This window comes from Arthrobacter sp. MYb221, from assembly GCF_002979835.1.
Lineage (GTDB): Bacteria > Actinomycetota > Actinomycetes > Actinomycetales > Micrococcaceae > Glutamicibacter.
Window position 1 is genome coordinate 405,673 of the sequence record NZ_PCPW01000001.1, and the last position, 22,706, is coordinate 428,378.

13 protein-coding genes are annotated in these 22,706 nt (G+C 59.0%); 4 read left to right on the forward strand and 9 right to left on the reverse strand.

All coding sequences use genetic code 11. The annotated features are described in order from the left end of the window. The first annotated feature begins 16 nt into the window (after positions 1–16). The gene (locus CQ015_RS01950; protein ID WP_181148275.1) at positions 17–1,270 is read left to right on the forward strand and encodes an MFS transporter; all 1,254 of its coding nucleotides are present in this window, start codon (positions 17–19) and stop codon (positions 1,268–1,270) included. Between the two features lie 107 nt (positions 1,271–1,377). Beyond that, positions 1,378–3,540, forward strand: coding sequence for a cell wall-binding repeat-containing protein (locus CQ015_RS01955; RefSeq protein WP_105649207.1), 2,163 nt, complete (start codon positions 1,378–1,380; stop codon positions 3,538–3,540). 38 nt (positions 3,541–3,578) lie between these two features. On the opposite strand, the gene CQ015_RS01960 is transcribed toward CQ015_RS01955, so the two are convergent. After that, positions 3,579–5,009, reverse strand: a complete 1,431-nt coding sequence (locus CQ015_RS01960; RefSeq protein ID WP_105649208.1) for a glycosyltransferase — start codon at positions 5,007–5,009, stop codon at positions 3,579–3,581. A gap of 79 nt (positions 5,010–5,088) precedes the next feature. Further along, positions 5,089–8,661 (reverse strand): chromosome segregation protein SMC, encoded by a 3,573-nt coding sequence (gene smc, locus CQ015_RS01965; protein ID WP_105649209.1) that lies wholly within the window; start codon positions 8,659–8,661, stop codon positions 5,089–5,091. 150 nt (positions 8,662–8,811) lie between these two features. Between smc and CQ015_RS01970 the strand changes: the two genes are divergently transcribed. Continuing rightward, on the forward strand, positions 8,812–9,627 hold the full coding sequence (locus CQ015_RS01970; RefSeq protein WP_105649210.1) for a serine hydrolase: 816 nt from the start codon (positions 8,812–8,814) through the stop codon (positions 9,625–9,627). 12 nt (positions 9,628–9,639) lie between these two features. On the opposite strand, the gene mutM is transcribed toward CQ015_RS01970, so the two are convergent. Genes mutM through CQ015_RS01990 form a run of 4 tightly spaced genes read right to left on the reverse strand, consistent with a single transcriptional unit; the run spans position 9,640 to position 12,047 of the window. Beyond that, positions 9,640–10,566: a bifunctional DNA-formamidopyrimidine glycosylase/DNA-(apurinic or apyrimidinic site) lyase gene (mutM, locus tag CQ015_RS01975; RefSeq protein WP_105649211.1), complete on the reverse strand. Its 927-nt coding sequence runs from the start codon at positions 10,564–10,566 to the stop codon at positions 9,640–9,642. A gap of 9 nt (positions 10,567–10,575) precedes the next feature. Beyond that, positions 10,576–11,274, reverse strand: a complete 699-nt coding sequence (gene rnc / locus CQ015_RS01980; protein WP_105649212.1) for a ribonuclease III — start codon at positions 11,272–11,274, stop codon at positions 10,576–10,578. Positions 11,275–11,277: 3 nt separating this feature from the next. After that, on the reverse strand, positions 11,278–11,481 hold the full coding sequence (gene rpmF / locus CQ015_RS01985; protein WP_060701450.1) for a 50S ribosomal protein L32: 204 nt from the start codon (positions 11,479–11,481) through the stop codon (positions 11,278–11,280). Positions 11,482–11,483: 2 nt separating this feature from the next. Beyond that, positions 11,484–12,047 (reverse strand): DUF177 domain-containing protein, encoded by a 564-nt coding sequence (locus CQ015_RS01990; RefSeq protein ID WP_374954785.1) that lies wholly within the window; start codon positions 12,045–12,047, stop codon positions 11,484–11,486. A gap of 349 nt (positions 12,048–12,396) precedes the next feature. Here CQ015_RS01990 and CQ015_RS01995 point away from each other — a divergent pair, with 349 nt between their 5' ends. Then, positions 12,397–13,593, forward strand: a complete 1,197-nt coding sequence (locus CQ015_RS01995; RefSeq protein WP_105649213.1) for a CDP-glycerol glycerophosphotransferase family protein — start codon at positions 12,397–12,399, stop codon at positions 13,591–13,593. Here the strand turns inward: CQ015_RS01995 and CQ015_RS02000 are convergent. The 3 genes from CQ015_RS02000 to CQ015_RS02010 all read right to left on the reverse strand — a co-directional run bounded on the left by CQ015_RS02000 (position 13,590) and on the right by CQ015_RS02010 (position 22,288). Next, positions 13,590–17,264 carry a CDP-glycerol glycerophosphotransferase family protein gene (locus CQ015_RS02000; RefSeq protein ID WP_181150329.1) on the reverse strand — a complete coding sequence of 1,225 codons (3,675 nt, stop codon included), beginning with the start codon at positions 17,262–17,264 and terminating at the stop codon, positions 13,590–13,592. The two genes, CQ015_RS01995 and CQ015_RS02000, sit on opposite strands and share 4 nt — an antisense overlap. Positions 17,265–17,601: 337 nt before the next feature. Continuing rightward, entirely contained in the window at positions 17,602–21,111 is a 3,510-nt protein-coding gene (locus CQ015_RS02005) for a CDP-glycerol glycerophosphotransferase family protein (protein WP_105649215.1), read from the reverse strand. A gap of 61 nt (positions 21,112–21,172) precedes the next feature. Next, complete coding sequence (locus tag CQ015_RS02010) at positions 21,173–22,288, reverse strand: stealth family protein (RefSeq protein ID WP_146113997.1); 1,116 nt, start codon at positions 22,286–22,288, stop codon at positions 21,173–21,175. Positions 22,289–22,706 lie beyond the last annotated feature (418 nt).

A 22,706-nucleotide genomic window follows, 5' to 3' on the forward strand; every position in this document is an offset into this window, starting at 1 on the left:
TTTGGAACCGGTCACCATGCCACGTCAACGTTCGTCTAAGCCACGTCCGCCCATCCCCCGTGAAATCGGGATCCTCTTGGTCGCAGCCTTCATCATTGCCTTGGGCTTCGGGCTCATTGCACCGATCTTGCCGCAGTATGCGGTGAGCTTTGATGTCGGCGCAGCCGCCGCCAGCGTGATCGTCAGCATCTTTGCCTTTACCCGGCTGATCTTCGCCCCGGTCGCGGGCGTGCTGGTGGGCAAGCTGGGCGAACCGCGCATCTATGTCACCGGCGTGCTGCTGGTTGCGGTCTCCACGCTGCTGTGCGCGGTGGTCCAGGATTACACGCAGCTGCTGATCGCGCGCGGGCTCGGCGGCTTCGGCTCCACCATGTTCACCATCTCGGCCATGGCGCTCATTGCCCGTCTGGCACCGCAGGAATCGCGCGGCCGGATCTCGGGCATGTATGCCGGTTCCTTCTTGCTCGGCAACGTGATCGGCCCGGTGCTGGGCAGCCTCTTGGCACCCTTTGGCATGCGCATCCCCTTCGTCATCTACGGCACCGCCCTGGTGATCGCCGCGGCCGTCGTCTATTTCGCGCTGGGACGCCGGCGTGACCTGGACAAGGACCCGGCAAAGAACGGCGCCGCCTCCGCGGTGGAGGTGGTCACCACCCGCGAAGCCTTGAGTTCACCGGCCTACCGGGCGGCCCTGGCCTCGGGCTTCAGCTATGGATGGCTGGCTTTTGGCATTCGCACCAGCATGATTCCGCTCTTCGCGCTGGCGGTCTTCGGCGAGGACCTCGGCCCGAAGGTCGCCGGCATCTCGCTGGCCATCTTCGCCGTCGGCAACGGAATCGCGCTGATCTTCTCGGGCAAGCTCACGGATCGAATCGGACGAAAAATCCCGATCCTGGTCGGTATGACGGTGCTGCTCGGCTCCATTGTGGCCATGGGCTACTTCACCTCGCTGACCGGGTTCATCATCCTCTCGGTCTTGGCTGGTTTCGGCGGCGGCATCTTGGGCCCAGCCCAGCAGGCGGCCGTGGCAGATGTCATTGGCTCGGGACGCAACGGCGGCAAGGCGCTGGCCGGATTCCAGATGTTCACGGACCTTGGGGCGATTATCGGCCCGCTGATCGCCGGGGCCATGGCGGATGCCATCAGCTACCAGGTGGCCTTGAGCGCTTCGGGGGCCGCTTGCCTCGTCGGCGTGGTCGCGTGGTTGCTGGTCCCCAAAACCATTCGCCCGGTTGCCGTTGACGCGGAGAACGCAAACCAAGGCAAATAACTGAAGTCTCCCGGACCCGCACGCGGAACAGGGCGACTTTCGTTTGTCGGTTTTATAGACTGTGGGGAATCACCGCTGACACACTCGCATTCCCTACAGGAGATTTTATGCCTGAACACCGTTGGGCAGGCACACGCCTGCTTGCGCTATCCCTGGGGGCGGCATTAGTTTTGCCGCTGGCCGCCACAGCACCAGCCGTGGCTCAACCCGCCGAAGAAACCGCCCCTAGCGCTTCGCCCTCCCCCACGCCATCACCGGGCGGCTCCGCAGAGCCGGATACCCCCGAACCTTCCGCGCCAGCAAGCACCCCTAGCTTTGCCGGGTCTGCAGCCAAGGCCATTGAAGACGGGCTAGCCAAGCGCACCGATCTTTCGGCGGAGGAACGTATTTCGCTGGCCGACCTGGCCCTGGATGCCCTCGGCGAAGATTTCATCGACGCGACCATGGGCCAAGGCCAGAAGCGAATCGATGAGTCCGGGGATCCAACCGCTCCGACGCTGGCAGAGCTCGCAGACCTCGCGCAAGAGGTGGCCGACGAAACCGGGCAGAAGGAAGAGCTGGACCTCGCGGTGCCGGGGTCGCTCGAAGAACTGCGCACCTGGCGCCCGCCGGGGACATTGGGAATCGACGTCTCCCACCACCAAGGGACCGTCGACTGGACGCAGGCCTATAAGAATGGTGCGCGCTTCGGCTACATCAAGGCCACCCAGTCATGGCCTTCCACCCTCTTCAAAGATCCAAGGTTCAAAGCGAACTACGCCGCTTCGCGCAACGCAGGAGTCATCCGCGGCGCCTACCACTTCGCCATGCCCGCCCACTCTTCGGGTGCCGCGCAAGCAAAAGAGTTCCTGGCCAATGGTGGCGGATGGTCAGCCGATGGCAAGACCATGCCACCGCTGCTGGACATCGAATGGAACCCATACTCGGCCAAGGCCTACCCGCAGGGCAAGGGCGATGTCTGCTACGGCATGTCTCCGGCCCAGACGGTGAACTGGATCAAGAGCTTTGGCAGCACCATCAAGGCTAGCACCGGACGCCTGCCGATGATCTACACCGCCCAGTCCTGGTGGGATAAGTGCACCGGCGATTCCGAGGTCTTCAAGTCCTGGCCGCTGCATGTTTCAGTCTTCCCCACCGCAAACGTTCCCAAGAACCCACGTGAGCTTCCCGAAGGATGGAAGACCTTCAGCGTGTGGCAGTATTCATCGAATTCGAACCTCATTGGCAGCGCAAAGAATGTGGATGCCAATGTGTGGAACGGGGACCTCACCTCGCTGCGTGACTTCGCCAAGAACACGCGCAGCACCCCTTACCGGATGGTGACCTCATATCTTGGCAATGCGGATGTGTGGCCTACCCGGCTGGAGCCCGTACGCCTCTACGGGCACCGCTGGTTCGATACCCCGGTGGCGATTTCCAAGCGCACCTTCCCGTCCTCGGCATCCACCGTGGTGATCACCTCCGGCGAACGCTTCCCCGACGCCCTCGCCGGTTCGCCCCTTGCCTCGTTGAAAAATGCGCCGCTGCTCTTGACGCAGAAGAATTCCTTGCCCTCTTCCGTGGCCGCCGAACTGAAGCGGTTGAAGCCAAAGAACATCGTCGTCTTGGGCGGTCCGATTGCCATCAGCGAGAGTACCGTCAAGAAGATTAAAGCCTACGGCCCGGTGACCCGAATTTGGGGCAACGACCTCTACGACACCAGCGCCTTGATTTCCAAGAATTGGAAGAGCTCCAACCAGGTGTTCCTGGCCACCGGCGAGCGATTCGAAGACGCGATGTCGCTGGCAGCCGTGGCCTCCGGACGCGAGGCCCCGATGCTGCTGACCAAGAAAGCCTCGGTTCCGGCGGCAACCATTCGCGAACTCAAGCGCCTGAAGCCAACGCGCGTGTATCTGGCCGGCGGCCCGCTCGCCATCTCCGCGAAGGCCGAACGCCAGGTACGCAATGCGGTTCCCAACGCGAAGGTGATTCGCTACGAAGGTGCTACGCGCTATGACACGAGTGCGCTGATTGCCAAGACCTTCTGGCCTAAGGGCTCGCAGCGTCAGTTTGTGGCCACGGCCGACGATTTCCGGGACGGGCTCACCGGTGCCGTGATCGCTTCTTACAATGATGCGCCCTTGTTGCTGACCAAGAAGAGCTGCATGCCCTCTTCCGTGGCCAGCGCCATGCGGTCCATGAAGGGCTGGACCAATGTCTTGCTCGGCGGCCCGGTGGTGCTGGACGAGACCGTGGCCTATAAGAAAAATGGCCAGCAGAATATCTGCTGACCATTTTAGCCAGGTAGTACCGAGAGGCTCGGCGGGCGTTAGCCCCGCTGGGCCTTTCGTGTATCCACGCTCAAATAACCGTAGGCGGTGCGGTAGACCCGCACGCCCCCGTGGACCACTTCTCCGGCTTCCTCCGGGAGGCTGATCCGGCGGCGGTCCGTCTCGGAGTAGTGGACAAGTGCATTGCCCAAGCGCGGGATCTGCGCTATCAGCGCGTGGTGCGCGAACTTCGCGACGTACGTATGGGAAGCGGTCGCCACCAGTTCGGCGTTCACGGTAGTTTTTGACTCGCGGTCTTCGAACAGCAGGGCCTTGGGCACCGGGGCTCCGGCCGGTGAGGTCAACACGACCTCGAGAGTGGAATCGGCGGCGCGGATCTTCTCCACCACCGGGTTGGCGGTGGCCTCGATTTCACCGGTGGCCAGGCGTTCCAGAGCTGCCAGGTCTCCGCGGGCGATGAGCTCGACCTTGACCAGCCGGGCAGGATTGAATACCGTCTCGCGGTCGGTGGCGATGAACTCGTCGAGGTATTTCCGGTGATGATCCACCCAGGCTTGGCGTGCCTCGGGCGTGTATTTCATGAAGCGCCGCCCTTCGTAGAAGGACAGGGCCTTGCGCGTGAATAGTCCTGCCATCAGGCGCCGGGTATAGGCGGCATCCTGCTGGGTGTGGTTGCGTACGGTCCGGGCTATGTGGCTGAGCGAAGCGACGTAGCCGGCCGGGTCGATTTTCCCCACGCTGATATTCTGCCCATCGGAGCGCAGCCGAATCTCGTAGTAGTCGTAGTCGGCGAGGATGCTGATGCGTTCGGCCGCCACATAGGCTTGGACCATCGCCATGCCGTCCTCTAGGCGCACCTTGTCTTCGCGGAAGCGTATCTGGTGCTGCTCGATGAGCCGGCGGCGAATCATCTTCTGCGGGGACAAAGAGGCCAGCACGAATTCGAGGGAGATCTCCGGGCGCGTCTTGGCGAAGAATCCTTGCTGGACACGGCGCCCGCCGATTCCGACCATCCGCGGTATGAGGATGTCGAGGTCATGGGTGGTGGCGTAGCTGGTCATCCGCCGCAGTGCTTCGGAACCCAAGCGGTCATCGGCGTCGCAGAAGAAGACGTAGTCGCCCCTGGCATGGTCGATGCCGACGTTTCGCGGTTTGCCGGGCCAGCCGCTGTTGTCCTGATGGATGATCCGGAAGTTGGCGTTCCGCTTGGCGTAGATATCAAGAATTTCATCACCGAAGTCCGTGGATCCGTCGTTCACGGCGATGACTTCGAACTTCTCGGCTGCCAGATCTTGGGTCTCCAGCGAATTCAGCAGCTCGGTGAGGTAGGGCATCGAGTTGTAGACCGGGATGATCACGCTGATCAGCGGCGCCGTGCCGGGTTGTGCTTCCAGGCCAGCGTTTTTCGAACCGTCCGCAGCCGAAGGAACAACGGTTTTGTCCCGTTTGCGATTACTGAACAATGCCATGGAACACCCGCATAATCATTTGTCACTGAATTCGACCAGATGGCCTATGACCAGTATATCGACAGACGTGAAATAGATGCTAAACGGGCTGGGATCGAGCCATCTTCTGGCTGATCACCGTGGAGACACCGTCTCCGCGCATGGTCACCCCGTAGAGCGCGTCGGCAACTTCCATGGTCTTCTTCTGGTGCGTGATGACGATGAGCTGGGAAGCTTCCCGGAGCTCCTCGAAGACGGTGATCAGGCGCCCCAGATTCACGTCATCGAGTGCGGCCTCAACCTCGTCCATCACATAGAAGGGCGAGGGGCGGGCCTTGAAGATCGCCACCAGCAGCGCAACGGCGGTCAGCGAGCGTTCGCCGCCGGAGAGCAGGGAGAGCCGCTTGATCTTCTTGCCTGCGGGTCGCGCCTCGACCTCGATGCCGGTGGTGAGCATGTTCTCCGGATCGGTGAGCACCAGCTGGCCCTCTCCCCCGGGGAAAAGTCGTTCGAAGATTCTTTTGAACTGCACCGCGGTGTCGTCATAGGCCTCGGTGAAGACTCGTTCCACATGTGCATCTACATCCTTGATGATCTGCTGCAGATCGCTTCGCGACTTCTTCAGATCCTCCAGCTGACCGCTGAGGAATTTATGCCGCTCTTCAAGAGCCGCAAATTCCTCCAATGCCAGCGGGTTGACCTTGCCCAGGGCGGCGAGGTCGCGCACGGCCTTTTTCAGCCGTTTTTCCTGCTCCGCGCGGTCAAAGGGCTTGGTCCCCAGGAGGTTGCCTTCTTCATCCACGTTTTGGCGAAGCTCGGCCCATTTGTCATCGGGGTCCGCTTCTTCGGGAATCAGCTGGTCCGGGCCGAAGTTGGCGATCAGGTGATCCGGGGAGAGCCCCAGATCTTCCAAGGACTTGCTCTCCAGGGCCTCGATGCGCATGCGCAGTTCGGCGCGCGCCATTTCGTCGCGGTGCACCGCATCGGAAAGGCGGGCGAGTTCCGCGGTCAATTGCTCGGCTTCGACCCGCTGGCTGGAAAGCAGCTGGTCCAGATCATGCTGCTTGCCGGTCAGCTCTTCGCGTTCCTGGGCCGCCAGGCCCACCGAAACCTCGATGAACTGCAAGACGCGTTCGGCGGCTTGCGCTACGCGTTGCGCGTTGGCCGCTTGCGCCCGGCGTTCCTCGGCTCGGCGGGCGGCCACCTGGCGGTGGGTACGCTCGGCTGCGGCGGTCCGGCGCAGCCCCTCCACGCGCGAGCGCAGGGCGCTGACGCGTTCCTCACTGCTGCGCAAGGCGAGGCGAGCTTCGAGTTCGCGCTGGCGGGCCGAGGAGGCGGCATCTGCCAAGGATGCCCGCCCTGCATCATCTACGGCGTCTTCCTCTTCGTCTTCGGAAGCCATCTCCATGCGTTCGGTGATCTCTTCCAAGGACTCTTGCTCGAGTTCAAGCTTTTCCCGGGTCGCCAGAACCCGCTCGTGCAAGGTCTCTTTATCGGTGCGCGCGGTGCGAAGCTTCTGCCCAAGCTTGGCCAGGTAGCTGGAGATCTCATCGATGCTGGCATCCGACTCGGCCAGCGCACCTTGGGCGTCCTCGTACGCCAGTTGCGCCTCGGAGAGCACCGGGGCCCGGGCTGCCAGGCTGGATTCGCAGTCTTCCAGCTCACGCTGGGCGGTGGCCAGCTCGGAGGCCGTCTGCTCCACCAGAGCCTGCTGGGCAATGAGCGAAGCACCGGCCGAGTCCCCCACGGAGCTGCGCAGCGCGGAGACCGTGGTGCCTTCCAGGGTCGTGAGCTGAGCGAGTGGGTCGACCTGCAGCAGGGCTGCGGCTTCGGCGAGATCCTCCACGACGTAGTGATGCGCAAACAGCGCGTCCAGGAGATTGCCGAGCTCCGGGCCCGCAGCGACAACGTCCCGGGCGGCAATCGCCGCAGACTCTGGCGTCGGGGTGCTTATATGAGTTGCCGAGGCATGGACGAAGCTCGCATGCGTGGCTTCGTCCGAGCCGATGGCCTGAAGCAGCTGCAGCGCCGACGCTTGATCCCGGGTGACCAGGGATTCTGCCGATTCGCGCAGGATTGCAGAAATTGCCTGCTCATATCCGGGAGTCACCGATATCAGCTCGCCGAGCCGGCCCAGGATCGCCTCCGGAGCCTGCTGGATCATCCTTTCGGAATGATCGTCGCGTTTGGTGTTGAGTTGCAACGCATCAAGGCGGGCCTTCAGTCCGGAAATCTGGACCGACAGTGCGCGTTCCTGCGCGGCGGCCTCGGACTGTGCCTTGGTGTGCAGGGCGTAGTCCTTTTCCGCGCGGTCGAATTCGTCGTTCAACGCGGATTCCATGGCCAGGCGATGTTCTAGGTCCACCGACAGCTCGGCATGCGACTTCGCGTCCGCGTCGAGATCCGCGTCAAAGGAGCGCAGCCCGTCTTCCAATCGCGCAATCTCTGCTCGCGTGACATCCACACGGCTGCGCGCCGAGGCTACCTGGGAGGCCAGGCGCGACATGCCTTCGCGGCGGTCGGCGGCCGCGCGCAGCAGCGCGGCCATCCGCTGCTGTTCGGCCCGCGATTGCTCCTCGGCCAGTTCCTTGGCTTCGATTGCTTCGGCCAGGATTTCGTGCCGGTCTTCGACCGACTCCTCGAGCTCTGCCAGCTCTTCGGCTAAGCGCTCCGCTTGGGATTCCAGCCTGTCCGGGTCGCGGCTCGAGTCGAAGTGCGCCTGGTTGCCTTCCAACAGCTTCCCGCGCTCATGTGCCAAGGCGGCCAGGGACCGGAACCGCTCGGACTGGGTAGTCAGTGCTACCCATGAATCGTTGATCAGGCCGAGCCGTGGCGCCAGCAGTTCCATTTCTCCGCTCAGCTTGGCCACATGCTTCTTCACATGTTCCAGCTTGAGGTTGGTGTCTTGCTGGCGAGCTTGGATCTTGGTCTCGTCGTCAATGTCCTGAGCCAACTTGTTATTCAGCGACACCAGGTCATCGGCTAGAAGCCTGGCCTTGGCATCACGCACATCGAGCTGCACACTCTGCGCACGGCGCGCTATTTTTGCCTGGCGTCCCAGCGGCGCCAGCTGCCGGCGCACCTCCGAATTCAGGTCCTCAAGGCGGTCCAGGTTGCCCTGCATGCCCTGAAGCTTGCGGAGGGTCTTCTCCTTGCGCCTGCGGTGCTTGAGCACGCCCGCGGCTTCTTCGATGAATCCGCGGCGGTCTTCGGCCGTGGCGTGCAAGATTCTATCCAGCTGGCCCTGGCCGACAATGACGTGCATTTCTCGGCCCAGACCGGAGTCCGAGAGCAGTTCTTGGATATCCAGCAATCTGCACGACGAGCCATTGATAGCATATTCGGATCCGCCGGCGCGAAAGAGGGTCCGTGAAATGGTGACTTCCGCATAATCGATGGGAAGCTTGCCGTCGGCGTTATCGATGGTCAGCGACACATGGGCACGGCCCAACGGTGCGCGTCCGGAGGTGCCTGCGAAGATGACGTCTTCCATCTTGCCGCCACGCAGGGTCTTGGCCCCTTGCTCCCCCATCACCCAAGCCAGTGCATCCACCACATTGGACTTCCCTGAACCGTTGGGGCCGACCACGGCGGTGACGCCGGGCTCGAATTCAAAGGTGGTCGCCGAGGCAAAAGACTTGAATCCGCGAACGGTGAGAGTCTTCAGATGCACGGCGTAAAGTTCCTATGTTTGGCGTTGTGTCGCTATGGTTGGCTAGGGAAATCTATCCAATCCTTGCTCGTAATTCTAGCGAAGCGATGCCTCGATTGGGTGTTTCCCGCTCGCTTTCACGAGAACGAATATTGAGGGATTGGTCAAATCATGAGCGTCTTAGCCGAGATCGAACAGTGGCCGGCAGATAACGCGGTATCGGTCGTGGTCCATGGAGATGGTTCGATATCCGACCAGCACGGCGACATGCAGCGCGTATATCCTTTAGCCTCCGTGACGAAACTACTGAGCACCTACGCGTTCCTCATCGCCCTCGAAGAAGAAGCAATAACGTTGGAAGATCCTGCCGGCCCGGAAGGTTCCACGGTTCACCATCTGCTGGCGCACACGGCCGGCTACGACTTCGACTCGACCACCATCCGTTTTGCCGTGGGAACCAAACGAGGCTATTCGAACACCGGCTTTGAGGTACTGGCGGAGCATCTGGAACGCGAAACCGGCATGAGCATTTCGGAATACGCCCGGGAAGCCGTCTTCACGCCACTCGGAATGAGCAATACCGAGATTGCCGGAAGCTGCGCCAAGGACGGCAGGTCGACCGCGTCCGATCTTGCGTTGTTCGCAGCAGAATTGCTCAATCCAACGTTGCTGGCTCCGCAGACCATGGCCGATGCGACCAGCGTCCACTTTGAAAACCTGGCCGGCATCCTGCCCGGATACGGAAGGCAGAATCCGAATGATTGGGGCTTGGGCTTCGAAATCCGCTCCACCAAGAATCCGCACTGGACCGGCCCAAGCCACCCGGCAACGACCATTGGACACTTCGGACAATCAGGTACGTTCCTGTGGGTTGATCCAGAGAATCGGATTGCTTGCGTGGCTTTGACCGATAAACCATTCGGGCAATGGGCCGTGGACGCATGGGCGCCATTCAACGAAAAAGTACTTAGCGAATTTACCCAGTAATTCGCAGATAGGTTATCGGCGCCGCCGAGGCCGCGGCTGACATACAGGGCAGCTGTACGAGGAGCGTCCCATGAAAGGATCTCGGCGGATCACCGATTCTCGTCCGTTTCCGGCGCAGCGTTGGCAGGTCTTGCCCTCGCGACCGTAGGCGTTCAGGGAACGGGAAAAGTAGCCACTAGCGCCGTTGACATTGACGTATAGGGAATCGAAGCTTGTCCCTCCGGCGTCAAGCGCACGGGACATCACATCGATCAGTGCCGCGTCCAGGCGTTCGACCTCTGGGCGCCTGATGGTCGCGGTGTTACGGAGTCCCGATAGTCCTGCCTGCCAAAGCGCCTCGTCGGCGTAGATATTTCCAACCCCGGAGATCACCGTCTGGTCAAGAATCGCCCTCTTCAGATCGGTGGTGCGTTTACGCAGCGAAAGATAAAGCGAATCAGTGTCCCTGTAGGGGTCCAAGACATCTCGGGCTATATGCGCGGCGGCTTGTGCAATACACGGTTTATCGCTGCCTGCACCGCCTGGATGCCCATCCACGGTCGGCACCAGCGGGGACAGGAACATTCCGCCAAAAATTCGCTGGTCGACGAAGCGCAGCTCGGATGGTGCGTCGCTGCGTTCGCTGAGCGACAACCGGACCTTCAGGTGCTTTTCATCCGGCGCATCTGGCTCTTCGACCAGGAGCTGACCGCTCATTCCAAGGTGCGCCACTAAGGCTGCCGGCGCAGAAAGGCCTTCGAGGTCCATCCAGAGAAACTTGCCCCGACGTACCACCGAAGCCAGGGTGCATCCGGCCAGGGTTTCTTCGAAATCGCGCACACCGTCGGTATGCCGCCGAACGGACCGTGGATCCAAGACCTGGGCAGATTCAATCAATCGCGCGCGAACCCATTTATCTAGTCCTTCACGGACAACTTCTACCTCTGGCAGCTCAGGCATATCCGTGCCTTAGCGTTTCGGAAGATCTTCACCGGGGTGAAGCATATTCCACGTGTTCCGCGCGGCTTCTTGCTCGGCTTCCTTTTTCGACGGACCGGTGCCTTTGCCGTGCAGCTTATCGCCAATGAGCAGTTCCGCTACGTATAAGCGAGCATGGTCAGGGCCGGATCCGGTGACCGCATAGCGCATTTCACCGTTTTTAGCGGCGGCGACTTCTTCTTGGATGACGGTTTTCCAGTCGGTGGCAGCGCCGAGCAGCTGCGGGTCGGAAAGCAGCGGTCCGACGAGGCGCATCACCATGTCACGCGCTTCATCCATGCCGTGCACCAGATAGACGGCGCCAATAAGGGCCTCTACGGTGTCTGCGAGGATGGAAGACTTGTTAGCACCGTTGGACTGGCTTTCTCCGCGGCCCAGGAGAATGTGCTGGCCAAGTTCGAGGCCTCGGGCAATATCTGCCAAGGCGCGGGTACTGACTACTGCGGCACGCAGCTTTGCTAGATCGCCTTCAGGGAGATCGGGGCACGTCTTATAGAGGTGCTCTGCAACGCTAAAGCCCAAGATGGAGTCGCCAAGAAACTCTAGGCGCTCATTAGTGGGTATGCCACCGTTTTCGTATGAGTACGAACGGTGGGTCAACGAAAGATGAAGCGTCTCGGAATCGATGTCGATTCCGAGACGCTTCAAAAGTTCTTCTTTAGAAGACATGTCTTAGACGTCTGCGACCTTGCGACCCTTGTATTCAAGGAACAACTCGGTACCTGCTGAGTCAGTGACAACCTTTGCCTGGTGAGGCAGGCTGTAGGTTACGCGGCCGTTTTCAACGGTCTTCACCAAGCTCGGTGCGGTAGCCTTCCACTGTGAACGGCGGGCACGAGTATTCGCACGGGACATCTTCCGCTTTGGAACAGCCACGACTACTTCTCTTCTCTCTCGTCTGACGTTTTATCTGTTGCCACATCTTCTGTGGCGGCCTCGGACAGCTGCGCAAGCGCTGCCCAACGAGGATCTACTACCTCGTGGTGGTGCTCAGGTTCATCGTTGAGGCTGACTCCGCATTCATTGCAGAGGCCCAAACAATTATCCCGGCATACCGGCTGGAACGGTAGGGCTGTGCCCACTGCGTTCCGCAATACCGGATCGATGTCAATATAGTCACCGACAACCCAATACTGATCTACATCATCATCTTCTTCGAATTCATCGCTCTCTTCATAGTAGAAGAGTTCCTGAATATCAGCCCCGTAGTTGAACCCGATAGGCGCAAGGCACCGTCCACATTCGCCAGCGATTTCCACCGTGGCAATGCCGGATACCAAAATGCCCTCGTGCACAGCTTCGAGGCGAAGATCTAAGGAAATCTCAGATCCTCCACGAATACCAATGAGTGCGTTACCCACATCAGCGGGTGCCGGAACTTGTTCGTTAAGAGCCTTCATGGAACCTGGCGCTCGGCCAAGGTCCATGGCTGATATAACCAATGGCGAGTTGCGATCGAGTGCGCCATGTGACGATCGATCAGAACGCTTATCGCTAATGATGACTCCTATAAAAACATAGTCCGACATTTCATCTTAGCTTGATTGAAGCTCAGTTCCCAAACCAGGAACGCTTCAAACGGCATAGAATCAATGTTGCACTAAACACACAATATCGCACCTTCCTCTCGCATCGAGACAAGAAGGGGCCCAATTCCGCGATTTTTGCTCGAATGAGCCCAGATCATCACACGATTTGAAATTTTTCTGCCATTTGGCCTGTCCACCAATTCCCGAAATAATCTCTTGCATAGAATGATTCATGAGTTTCTGAGGTTCATGAGAGGGATAAATGCGCGCGATTCCAGTTTTGGCCGGTGCAGCTAAATTTGCCAAGATGCGTTTGGACGCCCGCCAGCAGCGCGCTCATGTCCAGCGGCACGCTCGTCACCTATTCCATCAGCCCACCGGTGAGCAACGGTATCGAGTGGCACTGTACTTTGCCGATGCGATGGTCAATGCGTATCAGATCCGCCAGTGGTATGAGCCGTTGAAGCACCTGGCCGAGTCCGCTCCGGTCGTGGTGATTACCCGCAACGCCGGTACCGCGCTGGCCTTGTCTGATGAATGCCCGCTTCCCGTGTATCTTGCACCCACAATTGGCGATATCGAAGAATTAGTTGATTCCCAGAATCTCAACGTGGTGTTCTACATCAACCAGAACATCCGCAACTTCCAGATGCTCCGCTTCAACGAACCCAACCACGTGTTCATCTGCCATGGGGAGAGCGAAAAGGCCTATATGTGGTCTAACCAGCTCAAAGCCTATGACTATGTTTTCAGTGCAGGCCAGGCCGCTCGTGACCGGCTAGCGCTGAACTTGCGTAGCTATGATGTCGAGCAGCGAACCCGATTGGTTGGCCGGCCGCAGATTGATGCGGAATATCTGGCTCCCTATGCGCTGAATAGCGCGCTGCCCACGGTGCTCTATGCACCCACTTGGGAAGGGGACCGTCCGTCAATGAACTACGGATCGGTATCGAGCCACGGCGTGCAGGTCATCGATTCGTTGATCAATGACGGAGGCTTCAACGTCATTTTCCGCCCGCATCCTCGGTCCGGGGTCAACGTTGAACAATACGGCGCGGACGTTGCCAAGATCCGGGAAAAACTCAACTCGGCGAATTCAAGATCAACTGGACGGTTGCTCTTTGACGACACCGCGCATTGGGGATGGCAATGGCATAAGGCGGACGCCTGCATCACGGACATCTCGGCTGTAGCCTACGATTTCTTTGCTACCGGGAAACCCATATTCATCACCACGCCTGTGTCCTCGGAGGCTGTCGTGGCCGACTCCCCCGCATTGGAACAGCTACCGGGCCTAAGCTCAGTTCAAGCCGCGCACACTGCAGGTCTAGTCCGTGAAGCGCTGGAAACCAAGGATGCCGAGCGTGATGCCCTCATTGAGAAGTACTTCGGGGACATCACGCCCGGCGCGAGCATGACGCGGTTCCTGACGGAGTCGCTCGCCCTGCTCGACTCCTAGCCCAGGCGCGAACCGGTAGGCACTGGCTTTTTCACCAGAGTTTCGAATTGTTCTAGCGCCTGCAATTGGTAGCGTTCGGCATTAAACTCAAGCTCGGCCTTGTACCCGTTGAGATGACGCTCCATGCCTTCGGCCAATCCCTCGACGGAATTTTCGACAAGCAGTCCGAATCCTCCGGTCAAGACGCTGCGCGAACCGACGACGTCGGTGGAGACTGCCGGTAGGCCCAGCATCATCGCCTCAATCATTGCGAGTCCTTGTCCTTCATAGTCCGAGGAGAAGACGAAACAATCGGCAGATTTCAAGGTCGGGAACGGGTTGGCTAGCAGACCGGTGATAACTACTTGGCCGGATAAGCCAAGTTCGGTTATCTGCTCTTCGAGGCTCAGACGCAACGGTCCGTCGCCGATGAGCAGCAGGCGGGTATTTGCATGAGCGGCGTGCACCCGAGCGAATGCGTGCAGCAGCTTTGCCTGCCCCTTTTCGGGGGAAAGACGTGCCATATTCGCGAAGACCGTCAAACCCTCTCCGCTGAACTCGTGCACCGGTTCGGACAGTTCTGCCCAATCCGAAGGCTTGTTCAGATCCAGCAGGTTTTCCGAGACGGTGAATTTTGATTCGTCGATACCGAACCGTTCACCTAGTTGCCGTTGATTGATCTCCCCCACGCTGTCGGTCACCGAAACGAGGGCGTCATAGTGCCCGTAGGTGGCGAACAAGCCTGGCATGGTGCCGAAGCGCAGCAGCCATTCGCCCACCATATCGTTGTGAAGGTAGATGCTCGTGCTAGCTGCGTGGCTGTGGGCCGCGGCGAAGAGCGCGGCCCAGAACCGTGAATATCCTTCAAAATTGATGGCCATGTCAAAGCGAGCGGAGCCGAAGCTGCGGTTCATTTCCCGCGCCATGGTGCCCAGATGAATATTTTCAGCCTCCGCCGAGCTGAAACCGCGCTGCGCATGGAAAGAATCAGATACCCAGCGTTCCTCGGCGGACATCGCCGTGGCTCCTGCGCGCGGCAGCACCTTCACATGGCTGGGCAGCGAATTGAGGATTTCCATGGCAGCAGGGTCGGAACCCGTCGCGTTCATGTCCACTGCCACCGCGACGAGATACTTGTCGGGATCCAAGGAGCCAATCAGGTTCACGAAAGCAGTTGCGATTCCGTTGGGCTTGAATGGGCCCTGGTAGAAGAGGAGTTTGGTTCGAGTGTCGGCCTCTGGGGCGAGTACGTGCGCCTGATCTTCAAAGAAGAAGAATTCGATGACCCGTGCGCTCGCGTTTCCATCCTCCATCGGAGCGAACTCTGCAAGATTCTCCTCGAAATTTGGGTGCGCGATGCCTGCAGTGGCTTCCAGCGTCTGGCGCAGGCTGCTGACCAAATCGTCAATGTTGTCGCTAACTTCTCCGGGCCAGCTTTCGCGCTCGAAATACAGCCCGCGTTCGGCATCATAGGCTTCGAAGTCCGGGGTGTAGAAGAGTACGGGCTTTCGCGCCGGGAGAAAATCATAGAAAATCGATGAATAGTCTGTGATCAGCACGTCGACAACGGCTAGAAGTTCGTTGGTATCAATCGATGCCGGAACCACTGTGGCGTCCAATTGCGCGTCGCCAATGAGCTGTTCGGCGAAGCGGTGCGCGCGGAACAGCATCTGGTGGTCGCCGCGCGCCATTTTGGCTACGTCCGTCACCAACGAATCCACGTTATAGCTTCGGTCATTGAGCTGTCCGCGCCAGGTGGGGGCAAAGAGCACGACAGGTTCATGGTTCTGCGGATCAATCCCCAGCTCGGTGAGTATTTCTGCACGGCGCTGCGCGCTGAGGTTCACCATCGAGTCAACACGTGGGCTGCCGGTCAGTGCCACGGTAGCCGGGAACATCCCGTCCAGGTCGTGATCCTGCGACAGCGTCTTCAGCGTGTGCCGGTTCGGCACCATCAGGTGTGTGGTGTGCAGGAAGTTGCGCTGCACATTTCTATGTTCTCCAACGGCGCCCTTGACGAGCTTTCCCATGAATTTCAGCGGGGTGCCATGCCAGGTATTCAGGACTTGCTGCCCCTCGCGCCTTGAGTAATATGCCGGGAAGGTAGCGTTATTCACCAGGAATTTAGCGGTTCCCAGCACCCGGATATAAGCATCCGAGTGTTGCTTGATAATCGCTACATCCAGATCTTCCGAAAGCTGCGCAGGGACCTCGTTGTGGTCGTTGTAGACCCACGCGTAGCGGAACCCGTCGAAGCGTTCGTCTTGGCGCATGGCCTGGTAAATGGCCAGAGGGTGGCAATGCACGTTTTTTCCATGAGAAGACTCAAAAAGCACCAGCTTCTCATCCAGCGGAAGCTGTTCGCTCGCGTGAATGTATAAGGCGCCCCGGTGCCGCCCCACGCCCTTGAGTGCGGTTCCTAGACCTGCCACCGAAATCTCGGTGAAGAGCAGCATATTCTCAAAATAGCCGCAGGCAACTCGCGGCTCACCGCTCTTGGCTAGCGCTTGTCCTGCACGTGCCTGCCACGTCCGTTGGGTCGTAGAGGTGTGCCATAGCGCATCTCGATACGCTTCCGCGGCGTCATCCCACTGCCCGCGTTCTTCGGCCGCCTGTGCTAGGTCGATATGGTGGGCGGCGCGCGGCCCGGCTGCGGCCGGGACCTTCAGCGTTCCGTCGAGGTAGCCCCACGCGCTAGCCGCCCGAAGGTACACTCTTGCCGCTTGTTCATAATCGTTCATTCGGTGCAGGGCATGGGCATAACGGTAGAGCGCTACAGGTTCTTCCACACGGCTTTGCTCCGGCAACAATTCGACAAAGCTCGAGTAGGTATCCGCGGCACCGGCGGAATTGCCGACACGGGCGTAGACCCGGGCTTGGGCGTATGCCGATAATACCTGCTCCTCTACTGTCGTGGCGGTTGCCCGAGCTTCGCCGAAGTACTTGGCTGCCGCTTCGAGATTGAACAGTTTGCTGTTCACTTCGCCTGCGCGATAGTTGAGTCCTTGCCTCGTCCCCGGGCTGCTGGAGACGGCCAACGCTTCCCGGTAGGATTCCGAGGCTCGCACCCAGTCGTTTGCTCGTTCGTGCAACCGTCCGACACCTAGCGTCGATATTTGTTCGTCATTGCTGGTGAGCACGGCTTGGGCGTCGGCTCGTTGTGCGTTCTCGTATTCGCCTAGTTCCTCGTAGGCACGAGCTAGGCCATACCAGGCCTTGGAATACTCCGGATCCAAGGCCGTGGCCTGCTGGAAATAGTCTCGGGATATTTCGAACCGAGCCATGAATTGTGCCGCCTGGCCGGTGAGCAGCATCCACTTGGCTTCATGCTCGTGCACCGGGGCGTATGCCTGGCGTACTTCGAGCTCACGCCACCGCTGCCCGGTTTGAAGCAGATGATCTGCGAGGGAAGCGGAGCTCGAAGGCTCGGAGGGGAACCTGACGACGAGATTCTCTAATATTGACCCGGCAAGATCCTTCTTGCGGGCAGCAACCGCGCACTTGGCGTAACGGGTGTGCCACCGAATATTTTGCGGTTGTCCAGCGCAAGCCGCCGCGAACAGCTCCAGGGCGCGGTCGAACTTTTTCATCCGCTGCATGTTCATGGCAAGGGCTTGAATCCAGCCGAAGCGGTGGGGTTGGTGGGCAATGGCGGATTCCATATTAACCATGGCCAAGGAATACTTTTTCATCTTGAACTGACAGAATCCCAGCCGGAAACGAATTTCGTCGGATTTCAGGAGTTTCGTTGCCAGCGCCCGTTCATAGAATATTGCGGCAAGGCGGAATTTGCCGCGATGTTCGATACGTCGTCCAATTCCTAGGATGACGCGGGTACTAAATCTATTCACAATGTTCCTTAAAACCATCGGTCCGCGCTGGATCACGCAGGCTGTCCATCGGTGGCTCGCGAGCTACCTGATGATTCTTCCCTATTTACCCGGACAATCAGCTATATTTCAGCCGTGTTGGCCGCCCTTCGCAGTAAAGCCCGGCATCGATAGATCAATGCCGGGCTTTACTGACTAGCTATGAACTGCGTGGGAAGAAGCGTTCAACGACGCGCTGTGAGGCTGATCCGTCGTCGTGTGGCGCGAAACGGGCAATGAAGCTCTCACGGTCCACTCCCCCAATGTCCTTGCCATCCAGAGCTCGCTGCACCGTATCCCACAGCTCCGTTTCGGTCTCGACAATCGGGCCAGGCATTTCTTTCTGGTAATCCAGATAGAACCCGCGAAGGTTATCCCGATAATTTTCCAAGTCATAGGCGTAGAAAACGATCGGTCGACGCAGCAGGGAATAGTCGAAGAACACAGATGAATAGTCCGTGATCAGAACGTCTGCCGCCAGGTACAGCTCCTGGATGTCCGCGTAGCTCGAGACATCCATGATCCGCGTTTGGAGCTCTTCCGGAATGCTGATCGCGTTGGAGACGAGCACGTGCATGCGCAGCAGCAGCACGGTGTCCGCACCGAAGCGCCGGTCAAATTCCTCCAGATCCATGGGAAGTTCGAAGCGGAATCGACCGCGGCCCGTTCCTGCGTCATCTCGGAAGGTGGGCGCATAGAGGATGGTTTGCGCTCCCGGTGCAAGACCGAGCCCTTCACGAATCTTTGCCTCCCTGGCTGGTGCGTCGATGGACATGAGAATGTCGTTGCGCGGATAGCCAAGTTCGGCGGCGATCCCTGAGAATGAATACGCCGATTTCATGATCTCGGTGGTGTACTGCGACGGCGAGATGAGGTGGGACCACTGCTTGGTTGCATTGAGCACACGCTGGACATATCCCTCATCGCGGCCATGGATCTCCTCGATATCCAGGGCCATATGCTTCAGCGGCGTTCCGTGCCAGGTCTGCAAGAAGATGCCATCCTTGCGACGGCGCAGGTAGTGCGGGAAGCTCTGGTTGCTCACCCAGTATTTAGCCCTCGCCAAGTACCAGAAGTACTCGGGAGAGAGCCGTTTGATGGTGATCGTGTTGGAATCGGTGAAGCGATGAGCACCCGAATAGATCCAGACCTTTTTACGGGTATCGCCGCTGCGAACCAGTTCCTCATAGATGTACCGCGGAGAGTCGCCGTATTGCTTGCCCAGACCCGACTCGAAAACAATCAGGTTATCGTCGGCCGGCGTGCGCGACACCGCCTTGAACAGGGCGCGCATGACCGAGAAGTAGCGCTTGTCCTTCCGGAATCGGCGCATGAGCTTCTCGGGCAGTTCAGCCTTCCATCCGTCCTGTGCACGGCGGCGCAACGCGGCCTGCTCGATCTCAGCGGTAACGCGCTGGCTGTTACGTTGGTCCCGGTGGGTCATGAAGGCGTCTGCTCGCAGGACGTATTCGGCCTCCATGGCCTTGTCGCGGTCCATCGTCTGCGCAAGATCCTGCAGGAGGGTAGCGCTGTCAAACGCGATACGCCCCGGCAGCTCGGCATCCAGGTCAAGATGCGAGCCTTGCCTGCCCAGGAAGCGCGCACGGTCGAATTGGAAGTAGTGCACCGGTTTGTGCAGGAAGCTGAAGTCGAAAGCCACCGAGGAGTAATCGGTAACCATCACCGCAGCAGTTTTGATCAGTTCCTGGACATCGACTTCGCCCTGAACGATCAGTCGCGCGGGAGTATCCTTGAAATGCTCGCGGAAGTGCTGCATATTCGGGTGCAGGCTGAAGACAACCTCCAGCGAATGCTCGGCAGCCAATGCCGCGAGTTCCGGAGACGAGAGCAGATCCTTCCACTGCTGCAAGTACTCTGATTCGAGGAATGCTTCCTCGTTCTGCAGCCAATCCCGCCAGGTGGGAATGATCAGCAGCATGTTCTGGTTGGTTGGAATATCTTCGGCAAGCAGGGAGTCGAACCTCGACAGGCCCGTGACTTTGACATCTTCCGCGGAATACAGGAAGTCCGAGACGATGTACTGCTTTTCGCGCTCGGAGGACACCATGAACAAGTCCGTGGTGAAGCCCGGGGAGTTCTTTCCGTAGTTGGGCACCATCCATTTGGTGCCCATGACACCGTGCTGGAGGAAGACTCGGGTCGCGCGGGTTCGGGACGAGAAGCTTTGGTGACGGGTGGGGTACAGATAGTCCGCATGGTGGGTGCCGACAAATCGGGATGCTCTAATGGCCAACTCGAAGTGCTCTTTGCTGCCATGGAACACTACATGATCCATCGAGTCGAAGTTGCGCAGATCCGGGGCATTCTCGTCAATGACATAGTAGGCATCGATGTCCTTGCGCTCGGCACGCAAATAGCGGAACAGATGAAGCCCATTGTCTTGAGCTTTGTAGGACAGCTCTCCGACAATCCAGATGGGCTTGCGCCCGGCCTCAAGAATCGGGAAATGCCGCGCCTTTGAATCGGCCAGGACCGCGAAGGCCTCCTTGTCGAAGACTTCTAGAGTCAAGGACGTGGATTTGGCCTTGAAGGTGAAGTACGGCGAGATTGCCAGCGTCTGGTTCCCCACCTGTACTGCACCGGCACGGGTGGTTGAACGGACCACGAACGGGGTTCTGGTGACACGGATGCGACGTGGTTCGTCGCTTCCCACGGAGGTGACCATCAAGTAGACATCGTAGTTGTCACCCCGGTCGATCAAAGACCAGTCTTCTTTGGAGAAGTCCAGAGAAGTCTGCCAAGAGTACGTAGCCTTGCCAAACCGGCGGTCCGCAAGAGCATCGTCCAATGCCAATTCCACGGGCGACTCGAAAACCAGTTGGGAGCGGCGCCCGACAATGCTCAAGTGCGCCCCGGTCAGCCGATCGGTTTGCGTGTCAAGAATCCCGGCAAGGCTGAAAACTCCCTCATGGACTTGCGTCTTGTCGGTTCGAATCCGGTAGGAGTGCGAAACATCGCGGTTCAACCCGATGGAAACCTCGGCGCGTTTGTTCACGTAGACGCCGGCGCTGCGTTCTCCCGCATGGAAGTGAGCGGCACTGCGCAGTTCGGTCTTTTCGAACCTTCCCATAATGCGGTGCGCGATCACCGGTCCGTCGAGGACCAACGCTTCCTCGGCGAGAAGATCCTTGACTTCCTTGCGGCGCAACAACTCGCCATTGGGTTCTAGCTGTACCCAGGCGATCCCGGTTGGCAAATCTTCAAAGAGGCAGTTGAAGCTGAATGCCAAGCGTACGGTGCCCGCGGGAAGACCCTCGTCGTCCACTGCGGACTCTTCGGATACCGCAACGTCGTCATCATCCGGGACGGTGTTCCCCGCCTCTGCAGCTTTCTGGGCGCGGTAGTCTTCCCATGCATCAAGCAGTGCTGCTAGCTCGATCTTTGCTTTGGCAGTGATCCGTCCGGTATCTGCGTGCTCCTCGTTATCCGTGGGCGTGCTGAACACGAGGGTCCGGCCATGCAGCACCGAGACGCCGGAGGGAGCGTAGTCCAGGCCCGCGTCCACGAGCAGGGCACCGTCGCGTGATTCCAGGCCTAGCGCGTGATGACCAGCGTAGTAGCGGAATGACTTCCTTTTCAGTCGCTGGCCGCGGACATCGCTGACGAGCGACTGGACCAGCGTTTGTGCGGAAAGCTTCTTAAGAACCACTGACGATATTCCTTAAAATTGTGCGTCACTAACTTTCAGATGCTGGCGTTGCGGCCAGAACCTATTTTTCGAATGAAGAACGATACGGATACAGGACTTCGAGCAACTGCTTCACCACGCGCGCTCGCTGCCGGATGTCTGTTGGCTGCCGGACTTCATTCAGGCAGAACATTTGCGGCGGTTTACGCCGGGCTAGCCGAAGCGCCTGCACTGAAAGACTAGGGCTGCCTATATCTAAGTAAGCGTAGTCGAATTCTGCAGGGTATCCGTGACCGGTCCGGGCAGCTAGCTGATGCGCAAGCGACGACGGCAGAGAAATATCGGCGGGGTTTCGAAATTTGTTCATTGCCGTCGCGGCCAGCTCTTCTTCAAATATTTCATGGGCTAGCCGGTGAACGCTGAGTCGCTGGGGGTGCGCGATGTGCTTAAATTTACGCGAGGTAGTGCGTCCGTAGGACGAAACTACGAGCTCGCGATTATTTGCCGCAGCCACGTTGACTGGAAGTTCTGCCTCTGCGGCATCCGCAAAGTGCCCTTGAGCCAGGGAGAACTTCGCTTGCCCAGTCGGTCCGAAGAAGGTGTGGGGCGAAAGCGGTTGCCCGAAGAAGACATCATCATTGACGTAAATAAAATGTTCGCTGAGGCCCGAGATGAACGATAACCGCGATTCGATGGCATGAGAGTTGAACGTTGGCAGGCAATGTGGGTCGAAGATCTCTGCGTGGTCAACCACTGTGAGTTTTGGGTGCTCAGCTACAAGCCACTCGGGCACTTGAGCAGCAGTAACCAGATATATGTTGTTGACCCAGGGAAGATGCATTTCCAGCGAACGCAGCGAATACCGGAGCTCATCATGAGAAACGAATCGCCCTAAGTCCGCCGCACTTGATTCGAGTTCGCCCTGTTCCTCCAACAGTGCCTGCCGATACTCGGTCCGCCAAGTCGGGTCGTCGGCATCTACCCAGGTGTAGACCACATCGATGGGGCCGACAAAGTCCAAGGCATCGTGCGTTGGTTCTATTTCTCCCGGAAATACATTCCATCTCGCTCCGGTGCCTTGGGAACGAGAATCGAGCCGCGAGAGACCCACTGCCCAAGAGCTGGAAGCTGCGTATGAACCAAGCTCCGTGATGGGGTAGCAGAACATTCCAGCCAGTTGGAGCTCTGCTTCCAACACGCGCCAAGAGTCTTGGTTCGTGACGTAGCTAGTGGAATTTTGATCCCAAGAGTAGTTTATGCCCAGCCGATCGGCGACGGCCCTTACTGCATCTTCATTCTCAGAACGCACGTTGGATATAGAAGCCAATGGCGGTAAATCCCCGGATTGCTGGGAAGCTAGGATCTTGCGCAGCAGTGCCGACGGCAGGATCCTGCCTAGTCTGCCACGCCATCCAGCGAATTCCACGACTCTCCCGATTCTTGGTCAACTTAATAGTCCGTACCCATTCTATGGATTGCTGGGTCCGCAGCGGCGAGAACATCCGGGCGTAATCGCCTAGTATTCCCTGATAGTTTTATCCAAGTCTGCCCCGTAGAAGTCCAAGCGTTCGAACTGCTCCATGAACATTTGTCGTGGGTTTCGCAAAACTTATGGC